This is a genomic window from Nocardiopsis dassonvillei subsp. dassonvillei DSM 43111, assembly GCF_000092985.1.
Lineage (GTDB): Bacteria > Actinomycetota > Actinomycetes > Streptosporangiales > Streptosporangiaceae > Nocardiopsis > Nocardiopsis dassonvillei.
Genome location: NC_014210.1, coordinates 3,671,488 through 3,683,789, shown reverse-complemented (window position 1 = coordinate 3,683,789; position 12,302 = coordinate 3,671,488). Strand labels below are relative to the sequence as shown.

At 70.2% G+C, this 12,302-nt stretch carries 7 protein-coding genes; 5 read left to right on the top strand and 2 right to left on the bottom strand.

The window, feature by feature from the left end; all coding sequences use genetic code 11:
• Positions 1 to 8: 8 nt before the first annotated feature.
• Together NDAS_RS15195 and NDAS_RS15190 are read right to left on the bottom strand one after the other, a co-directional pair.
• Positions 9 to 2,126: a hypothetical protein gene (locus NDAS_RS15195; protein ID WP_126624995.1), complete on the bottom strand. Its 2,118-nt coding sequence runs from the start codon at positions 2,124 to 2,126 to the stop codon at positions 9 to 11.
• A gap of 198 nt (positions 2,127 to 2,324) precedes the next feature.
• Positions 2,325 to 2,690 carry a hypothetical protein gene (locus tag NDAS_RS15190; protein WP_013154094.1) on the bottom strand — a complete coding sequence of 122 codons (366 nt, stop codon included), beginning with the start codon at positions 2,688 to 2,690 and terminating at the stop codon, positions 2,325 to 2,327.
• Between the two features lie 283 nt (positions 2,691 to 2,973).
• Between NDAS_RS15190 and NDAS_RS15185 the strand changes: the two genes are divergently transcribed.
• The 5 genes from NDAS_RS15185 (at position 2,974) to mltG (ending at position 12,295) form a co-directional block, all read left to right on the top strand.
• On the top strand, positions 2,974 to 4,641 hold the full coding sequence (locus NDAS_RS15185; RefSeq protein ID WP_013154093.1) for a DUF262 domain-containing protein: 1,668 nt from the start codon (positions 2,974 to 2,976) through the stop codon (positions 4,639 to 4,641).
• A 396-nt stretch (positions 4,642 to 5,037) separates the two neighbouring features.
• Entirely contained in the window at positions 5,038 to 5,508 is a 471-nt protein-coding gene (locus NDAS_RS15180; RefSeq protein ID WP_232051683.1) for a hypothetical protein, read from the top strand.
• A 490-nt stretch (positions 5,509 to 5,998) separates the two neighbouring features.
• On the top strand, positions 5,999 to 8,665 hold the full coding sequence (gene alaS, locus NDAS_RS15175) for an alanine--tRNA ligase (RefSeq protein WP_013154091.1): 2,667 nt from the start codon (positions 5,999 to 6,001) through the stop codon (positions 8,663 to 8,665).
• Between the two features lie 602 nt (positions 8,666 to 9,267).
• Positions 9,268 to 9,753: a Holliday junction resolvase RuvX gene (gene ruvX, locus NDAS_RS15170; RefSeq protein ID WP_013154090.1), complete on the top strand. Its 486-nt coding sequence runs from the start codon at positions 9,268 to 9,270 to the stop codon at positions 9,751 to 9,753.
• A gap of 1,171 nt (positions 9,754 to 10,924) precedes the next feature.
• Positions 10,925 to 12,295: an endolytic transglycosylase MltG gene (gene mltG / locus NDAS_RS28075; RefSeq protein WP_013154089.1), complete on the top strand. Its 1,371-nt coding sequence runs from the start codon at positions 10,925 to 10,927 to the stop codon at positions 12,293 to 12,295.
• Positions 12,296 to 12,302: the final 7 nt, after the last annotated feature.

The following is a 12,302-nucleotide window of genomic DNA, read 5'->3' as shown; positions in this document are numbered from 1 at the left end:
CGCTCCTTCTAGTGGTCGTCGTCGAAGTCTGAGGCGGTGCCCTCGAAAGGCACGTTGGTCGAGTCGGGTCGACGCGCACGGGGGTGGAGCTGGACGGACAGGGCACCGTCCGCGACTCCGGAGGCCAGCACGGCGCCGAGGTCCTCCATTGCTGTGAGCTGGCGGCGGAGGCGCTCGACCTCGGCCGCGTGCTCACGCATGGCGTCATCGAAGAGCTTGGCCTCCGTCGGTGACATAACGGGGATCTCCACGCCTTCGAGGTCGGCTCTGCGCACGAGGGAGCCACGACCGCGCCGGGCGTTGCGCCCGGCGGAGAGCACGGCCGCCAGTTGGTGGGGCCAAATCCGCACCGAGGACGCTCGCCCGAGTTCCATCGACATGGGTTTGCGCAGGTCTCCGTAGGCCCTGATCCGCAAGGCTTGTACGGGGAACAACAGGACGCTCCCCCCTGCCTGGTCGACGACGGTGCGCAGCCGTTCGTCGAAGAGTAGGATCACATCTCCGGGCTCCGTGACCAGCGCGGACGGGTACTCGGCGAGGACGAGCGGGCTGATCCGGCGCTGCCCGACCGGGATCTCACCGAGCATCTCCTCACGCCCATAGACGGTCTGGCCCTCGTCACCGAGGTCGTCCGTCCTGATCCGGTGGCCTTGGACCAGACGTAGCTGCCCACCGGTGAGTAGGGAACCCAGCCGCTCGTACCGCGTCGGAGTTCGCCGGGGCGGAGTCCTGAGCCGGTTGAGCCAGTCCAGCGTCGGCCCTGATGTCCCCGCGAGGGCAACAGTCGCGTCCCGTCGGCTTTCTCCGGCCTCAGTGATGTGTTCCTGTGGTTGGGAGGAGGGTGTGAGCCGCTGGGAAGGGAGCAGTGGGAGGACACGGTGGCGATCCATGAGGTCGGCTGGTGTGAAGGAACGGCATACCTCGGAGCCTGGGCGTCGGTGGGCTTCGGCGATCGAGAGTACGGTTTCCTCCGCCCATGGGGCAATCCACCCCTGACCGTTGGTCCTCGCGGACGTATGGCGTCCCTGCGTTCGCGCGATTCGATCGGCGTCGCACAGCGTCACGGTGCTGCCCCCCTCGCCTCGCGGGGTCAGGACCAGGAGCACCAGCTCCGCGCCGGGGCGGCTGGGGTGGATACGGCGGGGCAGTTGGACCACCGCTCGGATACACCGGTTGCGGAGCAGCCGTTCCCGGGAGGCGGCCACAGGAGGAGTGGAGCTGCCCCGTCCTGTGTGAGTGAGTGTCCAGTCAGGGACGACGACGTAAGCGAGTCCGTCGGTCTGAAGCATGCTCACGGCCTGTTCCGCCCACAGGAGTGGGTGGTCAGCGTGGTCGGCCCGCTCACCGGGAACGAAGGGCGGATAGGCGAGCACCACGTCGGAGTCGTGGGTGATCGGTGCGCTGACCTGAATATCCACGGCCGGTATTCCATGGGCTCGGAGACGGAGGGAGAGGATTTCGCCGAGCGATACCTCGTTCACCACCGCGGTGGCCGAACGCGGTGCTCCAGTGCTGAGTAACGCCAGGAGCCCGGCACCCGCTCCGGCGGACAGATCAACGATGGAGGCGTCCCCCGCTCCGTCGGCGAGGACTTGGTGGAGCCTGCTGACGAGCGTGCACACGGCCGGGGGTGCCTGCTCGGGTGCCCAGGAGAGCTCCAACCGTGAGGCCAGGTCCATGAGGCGCTCTGTGGCCGCCGCTCGCCCGAGTACATCCACCAGGGCATGGACCGAGGCGTGCAGATCTGGATCGGGTGGGAATTCCTGAACGGTGACCGGAGTCGCCTCGGATGCGGAACGGTAGGCGCAGACAACGCGGAGGGCCGCGATCAGGAGCTCTTCGGGAGGTAGTTCACGGTGCGAGGTGACCGCGGAGAGTAGGATGCCCGTCCGATACACCTCGCCATAGGTCGCCGGGGAGTTCTCCTCGTCTTCGGTTGTGTGCACAGGAGAAGCGGCCTTGTGGACTGGACGCCGGTCCAGCCATGCGGCTACCTCGTCGGAGTCGAACAGCGGTACGTTCGAGGAAGCGCTCACAGGACGAGGAAAGTCGGTATGGCGTCGACGCCAGTTGCTCACGCTGGGTCGGCGCACCTGGGCGTACTCGGCGATCTCGGAGAGCGTCACCAATAGGGGGGAGCCCACCTTCACCTCCTCTCGGGAGCAAGGGATTCTTGGGGATATCTGGACCGTAGACCCGAAGGGATGCCTCCGCAATCTGATGATCCGATAAGAGGGGTTATCAGTAGTATTGAAACCCTTCGAAAGGTTGCTTGGAGGGGCTGGTGGCCGGTGGCGGCCGTCGACCGCCACCGGAGAGAGGACTCACCCGGTGTCCAGGGCACCTGCTTGGAGAACCCGGGCGATGACCGTGGTGAGCAGCACGGCGGGGGTGCCGGGATCGATCTCGTCGTCGGCGGTGAGGCTCCACTGTGCGCCTCGGTCCTCGCACAGGTCGAGGGAGATGGTGTAACCCGTGTTCGTGTTGGAGATCTCCAGTTGGGCCGGGTCAGAGTTATCGGGGGCGGAGACGGTGAACCCGGTAGTGGTGAGCAGCTCGGTCATGGTCTCGATGTGGCGCTCGAACTGGTCATCGGAGCGCAGTTCGGGGGTTTCGGCGTCGATGGAGGTGTCGACGTCCGTCCACGCGTGGTGGACAATCGGGACACAGAGTGCGTGGACATCGGACATACGGTGTTCCCTTCTCCTGGTGCACTGCCCGGGACGACTGGAGGGCCAACTCGAAGACGTCCCGGGCAGTGTCGTGTGAGGAGTGGTCGGCGCTGACAGCCGTCGTCAAGTCGAGGGCCCCGGTCGCTGACCGGCCGTAGCCAGATCCGGTTCAGGCGGCCCCTCACCCGCCATCGTCATATACCGGCAGTCCGTCAGATGGCCCGCGGTGCCGCTTGTGTGTGGACGCGGGGAATCTCCCGTTTGCGACAGGAAAGTCACTGGGCTGGGTCATGATCGGAACATGCAACAGCTCGAAGCCCACGAGGTCCCCCTGCACAAGGTCTTCTCCAGCGACTACGACTTTCGCATCCCCGACTACCAGCGCCCCTACGCCTGGGAGGCCGAGGACGCCCTCCAGCTTCTCGACGACCTCAAGGAAGCTCTGGAACGCGACAGGGAAGAGCCCTACTTCCTCGGATCGGCTGTGCTGGTCAAGAGCAAGGAATCGGCCATTGCCGAGGTCATCGACGGCCAGCAGCGCCTGACGACCCTCACCATCCTGTTCGCGATCCTGCGTGACCAGACCAAGGACGCGGAGCTGCGTACCGAGCTGGAGAAGATGGTGGTGGAGCCGGGCAGTAAGATGCTCAAGCTGGACCCCAAACCCCGGTTGGCGCTACGGCCGAAGGACGTGGAGTTCTTCCGCGAGCACGTGCAGACGACTGGTTCCGTTCCCGGTCTGCTTGGCCTTCCCCGTACGGCTCTGAAGACCAGTGCTCAGGAGGCGGTACAGACCAACGCGAAGGTTCTGTCCCGTGCGCTTGAGGGGTGGTCCGACGAGCGTCGGTTGGAACTCGCCGGAATGCTCAGCGCGCGAACCTACCTCGTCGTGGTCAGCACTCCAGACCTGAACAGCGCACACCGTATCTTCAGCGTCATGAACGCCCGAGGACTCGACCTGTCCCCGGCCGACATCTTCAAAGCGAGGATCATCGGTGACCTGGATCCGAAGCTCAGCAGCATGTACGCGGCCAAGTGGGAGGACGCCGAGGAGTCGCTGGGACGCGACGACTTCGCCGATACCTTCCTCCATTTGAGGCTGATCTTCTCGGGTGAACGTGCTCGGCGGGAGCTGTTGCTGGAGTTTCCCAAACAGGTCCTCTCGCGCTATCTGCCGGGCAACGGCGCGGAGTTCATCGATGACGTCCTGATTCCCTACACCGACGCCTACGCTCAGATCCGCGATCAGAGCCACTCCTTCCCAGCCGGGGCGGACAAGGTCAGTGCCTGGTTCAAGCGCTTGGAGCAGCTCGACAACAGCGACTGGCGGCCGGCCGCGCTCTGGGCGGTGCGTCACCACCGCCACGACCCCGACTGGCTCGACCAGTTCTTCCGCCGCCTGGAGCGGCTGGCTGCCAGTATGTTCATCCGCCGGGTCTATCGGACACCCCGGATACAGCGCTACGTCGAACTCGTACGTGAGCTCAACTCTGGTAAGGGCTTGGACGCGCGTTCCTTCGAACTCAGTGAAGAGGAGAAGCGCGCGACCCGGGCCGAACTCGACGGTGAACTCTATCTGTCCACCAAAGTCCGTCGCTGCGTCCTGCTCCGCCTCGATGAGATCCTCGCGGACGAGTCCGGGGTCGTCTACGAGTACGAGACCATCACGGTTGAGCACGTCCTTCCACAGAATCCGGCCCCGGGATGGACGTCCTCCTTCAACCAGGAACAGCGCGACTACTGGACTCACCGCGTCGGTAATCTTGTTCTACTCAACCGGAGGAAGAACTCACAGGCACAGAACTACGGCTTCCTCAGGAAGAAGGAGAAGTACTTCATGGGGAAGGGCGGAGTGGTGACTTTCGCACTCACCAGCCAGGTGCTCACCCACTCCGAGTGGACCCCTGAGGTGATCCAAGAGCGTCAGGAACGGCTGGTCGAGACGCTGGCTCGGGAATGGGATCTGTGATGCTCCCACTCACGCAGTGGTCACTGGCTCGGGGGAGAGGGTGGCGTCATCATCCTGACGGTGCTCCGCGTGCCTGGCTGACGCAGGCGCCTGTGCGAGGCGGTGAGAGAGCGGGAGGAGTGATCAGGCGGCACCGCCGGAGGCTGGGGGAAAGCCTCCGGAACCGTCCTGAGAGGATCACGGTGCTTCGCGTCACGGCTCCACTGCGCCACGGTGCTTTTCGCGGTGCCTGGGTAGGGGTGTTCGTAGGAACGCTGTCCAGGTGATACGGAGTCCGCTCCATGTACCCGTCACAACCCTCGAACAATCCGAACGAACGCAGCCCTCTACCCCGAGGGCTAGCGGCCGGAGGATCCGCAGCCGTACGGTAACTATCCGCAGCTCCCGGTCGTCCTCGTGTCGGAGAGGTCCTCCGGGGTGCCCGGCGCGGCCGTCGCCGTGCGGGTGCTGATGTTCATCGGCGGTGCCTGCGGCCTGCTGCTCGGCGGGCTGCTGTGGCTGGCCGCCGCGATGGCCTCCGGTGACGGCCGGTTCAGCGAGGAATTCCTGCAGGGCGTGCAGGAGGGAGCGGGCTTTCCCGTCTCCTCCACCGAGGCGGGGCTGCTCTTCGCGCTCGTCGGCGCCGTCCCGTTCGTCTACGGGGTCCTGTCCACCCTCCTCGCCGTGCTGATGGGCCGCCGCAGCGCGGGCGTCCTGTGGTCGGTCGTGGTCTTCCAGGGGCTGGCGGCGCTCTCCCTGGTGTTCAACGCGGTCACCGGCGCCGTGGGATCGGTCGTCCCGCTGGCCTTCGCCGTCCTCATGATCGTGCTCATGCTGCTGGAGGCCACGCGCGCCTACTACACCCGGCCCGCCTCCGCCGCCTACTGAGGCGGGCCGGCCCGTCCGGGTCACAGGGGGACCGCGAGGGATCGCGGTCCCCCTCGCCGTGCGCGGCACCGGTTCACGCGTCCTGCCGGGGGCTCCTCGCGGGGTCCGGCCTCCGGACGGTCCCGGGTTACGGAAAAGCCGAAACGCGAACCCCTCCTCCCTCCGTCTCCCGCGGCGGCCCGGCGCTCTCCCGCGGCCACGGCCAGCCCCGGCGGCGGGTCCGCCGCGACCCGCTCCCGCGGGGCCGCCGCCGCGTTCCCGAGGGCCTGTGGACGACGGGGCCCGGCGGTGGTCGGCGGCGATAGCCTGGGAACAACCAGGCCGCCGCCGTTGTCCTGACCAGGACGGCCCCGGCGGCCACCCGCAAACCACGCGCGCTGGCATCACGGTTCCCTCTACGATGGGCGCCTACCGACCACGCGTGACCACGGTCCCGGCAGGGACAGCCACGTCGCCCAGGGCGGCGGAGCCGAGCAGCAGGAGGGCATCAATGGAGACGGCAGAGATCGCGCGCCGCTTCCTCAGTTTCTTCGAGAAGAACGGACACACCGTCGTGCCCTCGGCAAGCCTCATCGCCGAGGACCCCACGCTGCTGCTGGTGCCCGCAGGCATGGTTCCGTTCAAGCCCTACTTCCTGGGTCAGCGCACGCCCCCCCACGACACCGCCACCAGCGTGCAGAAGTGCATCCGCACCAAGGACATCGAGGAGGTCGGCAAGACCTCCCGGCACGCCACGTTCTTCCAGATGCTGGGCAACTTCTCCTTCGGCGACTACTTCAAGGAGCGGGCGATCCCGCTGGCCTGGGAGCTGGTCACCACGCCGGTGGAGGAGGGCGGCTTCGGCATCGACCCCGAGAGGCTGTGGGTCACCGTCTACCTCGACGACGACGAGGCCGAGGCGATCTGGCGCGACAAGGTGGGCGTGCGGCCCGAGCGCATCCAGCGCATGGGCAAGGAGGAGAACTACTGGGACATGGGCGTGCCCGGTCCCTGCGGCCCCTGCTCCGAGATCTTCTACGACCGCGGTCCCGAGTACGGCGTCGACGGCGGCCCCGAGGCCGACGAGGACCGCTACATCGAGATCTGGAACCTCGTCTTCATGCAGTACGAGCGAGGCGAGGGCAGCGGCAAGGAGTACCCCATCCTCGGGGAGCTGCCCAAGAAGAACATCGACACCGGCCTGGGCCTGGAGCGCCTCGCCGCGGTCCTGCAGGGCGTCGACAACATCTACGAGACCGACATCATCGGCCGCGTCCTGCACCGCGCCGCCGAGCTCACCGGCACCCGCTACGGCGACAACCAGGAGCAGGACGTCATGCTCCGCGTGGTCGCCGACCACGTGCGCAGCGCCGTCATGCTCGTCGGCGACGGGGTGCGGCCCGGCAACGAGAAGGCCGGGTACGTCCTGCGCCGCATCCTACGCCGCTCCATCCGCAACCTGCGCCTGCTCTCGGGCACCGAGACCGCCTTCCTGCACGAGCTGACCGAGGTCAGCATCGACGCGATGAAGGACATCTACCCCGACCTGCTGGACCGGGCCGACGTCATCCACGGTGTGATCGACACCGAGGAGCGCAACTTCGCCGAGACCCTGCGGGCGGGCACCGCGCTGTTCGGCCGCGCCGCCGAGCGCACGCGCGCCGGGGGCGGCACCGTCTTCTCCGGGACGGACGCCTTCCAGCTCCACGACACCTACGGCTTCCCCATCGACCTCACCCTGGAGATGGCGGCCGAGCAGGGCCTGTCCGTGGACGAGTCCTCCTTCCGCGAGCTCATGCAGCGCCAGAAGGACACCGCCAAGGCCGACGCCAGGTCCAAGAAGCTCGGCAACGCCGACATCTCCCTGTACGCGCGGATGCTGGAGGGCGCGGGGGAGACCGACTTCCTCGGCTACACCGAGTCCGAGAGCGAGTCGCGCGTCAAGGGCATCGTCGTGGACGGCGTCTCGGCGCCCGCGGCCCGCGCGGGGGACAAGGTCGAGATCGTCCTGGACAGCACCCCGTTCTACGCCGAGAGCGGCGGCCAGCTCGCCGACACCGGCACGCTGACCGTGGACGGCCGCGGCGTGGTGGACGTGGAGGACGTGCAGAAGCCGCTGCCCGGCCTGTTCGTGCACCGCGGCACCGTCCGCTCCGGGGAGGTGGTCCTGGACGACACCGTGCACGCGGGCATCGACACCGGCCGCCGCCACGCCATCGAGCGCTCGCACTCGGCGACCCACCTCATCCACTCGGCGCTGCGCAACGCGCTGGGCCCGTCCGCGGGCCAGGCCGGTTCGGAGAACCGCCCCGGACAGCTGCGCTTCGACTTCACCGCCGACAGCGCGCTGGGCGGCGAGCGCCTGGCCGAGGTCGAGGAGGAGGTCAACACCGTCCTGGCGGGCGACATCCCGGTCCAGACCGAGGAGAAGAGCCTGGACGAGGCGCTGAAGACGGGCGCCATGGCCATGTTCGGCGAGAAGTACGGCGACCGCGTACGCGTCGTGGAGATGAGCGACTACTCCGTCGAGCTGTGCGGCGGAACCCACGTGCCCTCCACCGCGAGGCTGGGCATCGTCAAGCTGCTCGGCGAGTCCTCCATCGGCTCGGGCGTGCGCCGCGTGGAGGCTGCGGTGGGCGTGGACGCCTTCCGGCGCCTGTCCAAGGAGTCGACACTGGTCGGACAGCTGTCCGAGCAGCTCAAGACCCCGCGCGAGGAACTGCCCGAGCGCATCGACTCCATGGTCTCCCGGCTGCGCGCCGCCGAGCGGGAGATCGAGAAGCTGCGCGCGGCCCAGGTGCTCCAGGCGGCCGGTTCGATCGCGGAGGGCGCCCGCCGTCACGGCGCCGCGCTGGTGGTGGCCGCCCCCGCGCCGGAGGGAGCCAGCGGCGACGACCTGCGCAAGCTGGTGCTGGACGTGCGCGGCCGCCTCGGCGAGGACGAGCCCGCGGTCGTGGCGATGACCGCCGTGCCCAAGGACCGCCCGGTCGTGGTGATCGCGACCAACAAGGCCGCGCAGAAGGCCGGGATCAAGGCGGGCGAGCTGGTGGGCATCGCGGCCCGCGCGCTCGGCGGCGGTGGCGGCGGCAAGCCCGACATCGCCCAGGGCGGCGGAAGCGACGCCACCAAGGTGGACGAGGCCCTGCGCGCCGTCGAGGAGCGCGTGGCCAGGGGTTAGGCCGACGGCTTCGACGGGCGTGCGCGGCACCGGTGCCGCGCACGCCCGACGCGTGTGCGCGGGCGTGTGTCCGGCGTGACGAGGACCACCCGGCCCGGCCGTTTCCCCGGGCGCGCCGACCGAACCCCGCGTGGACACTAAATGAATATGTAACATAACCAAGCGTGGCTATGTGGAGGATTCCACGGTGCTCGGGCACGCTTGCCCCCACCGGGCCCGGACCCGCCGCCACCTGCGGGGGAACCGCCCCGGGCCCGGCGGCCGGGTGTCGCGGCGGCGTTCGCCCGCGCAGCACCGGCTCCGGGGTGTTTTACACTCTGACGGAGCGCGTCCGACCCGGACCCCGCCGGAACCGCCCCGTACGAGGCGGCCGACGCGGCCCGCGGCCCCGCACGGCGCCCAACACCGTTGAGGCTGCGTGCTGTCATCGAATCGGGCATACTGTGGCGCGTCACAGCCGATCACACGGCTGTCTGTGCGGACTTTCCCGCGATCCAGCTGACGAACAGGACCACCGTGTTGAGGATTTCCCAGCCGCGGTGCCGTGTCCGCAACGGCACGGCCCGCCCGAGCACCGCTCCCGGTTCCGGGAAGAGGTCCTCGTGAGGCACGGTGTGCGCCTGGCCGTCGACCCCGGCAACGCACGCATCGGAGTCGCCGCGAGCGACCCCAGCGGCATGCTCGCCAGCCCGGTCGAGACCATCCGGAGGGGAAAGGGCGACACGCAGCGCATCGCCCTGCTGGTCCTGGAACGGCAGGCACGGGAGGTCGTGGTGGGCTACCCCGCCTCGCTGTCGGGGGAGGAGGGCCCGGCGGCCCGCTCCGCGAGGGATTTCGCGCGTACGCTCGCCGCTCTCCTGCACCCCGTCCCCGTCCGCCTGGTCGACGAACGCCTCACCACGGTGACCGCCCAGAGCCAGCTGCTCTCCGGCGCCTCCTTCGCCGCCAAGGGCGCCAAGGGCGGCCGGGCCCGCAGGTCGGTCATCGACCAGGCCGCCGCCACCGTGCTCCTCCAGAGCGCCTTGGACCAGGAACGGTCAACAGGCCATCCCCCGGGCGAGATCGTCCGCTCCAGCCAGGGAGAATGATGAACGACAGGGATGACTACCCCGACACTCCCTATCGTGGGCGAGCCGACCGCGAGCGCGGTTACGACTACGACCCGCTCAGCGGCCCCCCGCCCGCGCAGCCGCCCTCGCGCGGCCGCAGGGCGCGCCCCGAACCGGCGGACTGGAACGAGGACTCCGGCACGGGTGAGTTCCGCACCTCCCGGCACGCATCCCGCGGCGGCGGGTACGACCCGCTGAGTCCCGAAGGACAGCCGTCCGGGCGCCGTCACCGCGCCGAGCCGCCGGCGGAAGGCCCTTCCGGCCCTTCCGGCCCCTCCGGCTCCTCCGGTCCCTCGGGCCCCACCCGACGCGGCGGCGCCGCCGACGCCCTGCGCGGTGGACGCGCCGCCCGCTCCAGCGCCCCCCGCCGTCGACCCCCGAGGCGCCCCGGTCCCAGGAGCCCCCGTCGCCCCGCCCCCAGGGCCCCGCGCGCTCCCGCCAGGACGGTCCGGCGGGCGACCCGACCCAGGACGCCCTGGCCGCCCTGGCCAACCTGGGCGAGGCCGCCGCGCCCGCCCGGCCCGCGCGGGGCCCCGCGGCGGCTTCCTCCGGGGAGGACGAGCCGCCCCGGCGCGGCCGCCGCGCCCGCCCCGGACCCGAGCCCGAACCCGAGCCCCAGCCTCAGCCCGAGGAGCCCCGCCGCGGCGGAGGGCGCCGCAGGCGCGGCGCCCCGGCCGACGAGGCGCCCGCCGCCGCGGCTCCGCCCCCCGAGGAGGAGCCCCGCGGCCGTCGCGCGCGCCGCAGGCGCGGCAGGCGCGACGACGAGCCCACCGGCGGCTTCCTGGACGACGCCCCCGAGGACAGCGGCGTCTTCGACTCCGGGACCTTCCCCGGCGTCAGCGGCTCCGCCGACACCGGCGCGTTCGCCGCGGTCGAGGAGCCCCCGGCCCGTCGCAGCCGCCGAGCCCGCGCCGACCGGGACCCGTGGGACGAGCGTTCCGACGCCCCCGCCGACAGCGGTGCCTTCCCCGGCACCGACGCCTTCGCCGCGTCCCCGGAGCCCGACTCCGGCGCGTTCGAGGCCCCGGACCCCGACGAGGAGCCGCAGGAGGACTCCGAGCCGCGTTCGCGCCGCTCCCGCCGCAGGCAGGCCGAGGCGGACCGGGGAGGCCGCCGCCGCGGCGGCGGCCGCCGCAGGCGCGGCGCCCCCGTGGAGGAGGAGGCCCCGCAGGAGGACGAGGCTCCCGATGAGGAGCCCGACGAGACCCCGGCCGAGGAGGCCCCCGAGGAGGAGCCCGAGCCCCGTCCCCGCCGCTCACGCCGCGCGTCCGCGGCCGACGACGGTCGGCGCGGAGGCCGCCGCAGGCGCGGCCGCCGCGAGGAGCCGGAGGAGGAGCCCGAGGAGGAGGACGAGTACGAGGAGCCCAACCTCGCCGACATCGCCGAGGCCTACGGGGGCGGACGCAGCAGCCGCAAGAAGGCCAAGGAGCTCAAGAGGGCCCGCGCCAACGCGGGCAAGGGCGGCAGGAAGCGCCGCCGCAGGAGCCGCGCCCTGACGATCGTGCTGGCCCTGGTCCTGCTCCTGGTCGTGGCGGGCGGCGGCTACGCCGTCATCCGCACCTACGTCCTGCCCGCCGACTTCGACGGCCAGGGCAGCGGCGAGACCGTGTTCGTCATCGAGCAGGGCGACGCGGGCTCGGTCGTGGGAGAGAACCTCGCCGAGGCCGGGATCGTGGCCAGCCCCCGCGCGTTCCTCAACGCGCTGGACGCCGTCCCCGAGGAGGAGCTCGGCTCCGGACTGGCCCCCGGCACCTACTCCCTGGCCCAGGGCATGAGCGGCGAGGCCGCCGTGGCCGCCCTGCTCGACCCGGCCAGCCGCGTCGGCGGACGCGTCACCATCCCCGAGGGGCTGCGCACGGACGGGATCTTCGAGAGGATCTCCGAGGCCACCGACCTGAGCGTCGAGGAGCTGGACGCGGCCTACGCCCAGACCGACGAACTCGGCCTGCCCGACTACGCCACCGAGGGGCCCGAGGGCTACCTGTTCCCGTCCACCTACCGGTTCGACCCGGGCGCCGACGCGCTCTCGGTGCTCAAGACGATGGTCACCCAGCACACCCAGGTCGCCGAGGAGATCGACCTGGAGGGCAGGGCCGAGGCGCTGGGCTACGACGCCAACGAGGTCATGGCGATCGCGGCCATCGTCCAGGCCGAGACCGGCACCAAGGAGGACATGCCCCTCATCTCCGCGGTCGTGCACAACCGCCTGGAGGAGGGCATGCAGCTCCAGATGGACAGCACGTGCTTCTACGTCCTGGGTGAGGAGGGCACCTTCCTCAACGACGAGCAGCGCGCCTCCTGCGAGGCCGACCCGCGCGGCTACAGCACCTACGGCATGACCGGGCTGCCCGCCGGGCCGTTCGTGGCCCCCGGACAGGACGCCATCGAGGCGGCCCTGGAACCGGCGGACGAGGACTACCTCTACTTCGCGCTCGTCGACCCCGAGAACGGTCACACCGGTTTCTCCACCACCCTGGAGGAGCACAACCAGATGGTCGCCGAGAACCAGGCCGAGTGGTAGGGAGACG

Bases quoted from the DNA above. Each gene is read 5' to 3' on its own strand.
- NDAS_RS15190 (WP_013154094.1), bottom strand. From the start codon at position 2,690: ATGTCCGATGTCCACGCACTCTGTGTCCCGATTGTCCACCACGCGTGG.
- NDAS_RS15185 (WP_013154093.1), top strand. From the start codon at position 2,974: ATGCAACAGCTCGAAGCCCACGAGGTCCCCCTGCACAAGGTCTTCTCC.
- alaS (WP_013154091.1), top strand. From the start codon at position 5,999: ATGGAGACGGCAGAGATCGCGCGCCGCTTCCTCAGTTTCTTCGAGAAG.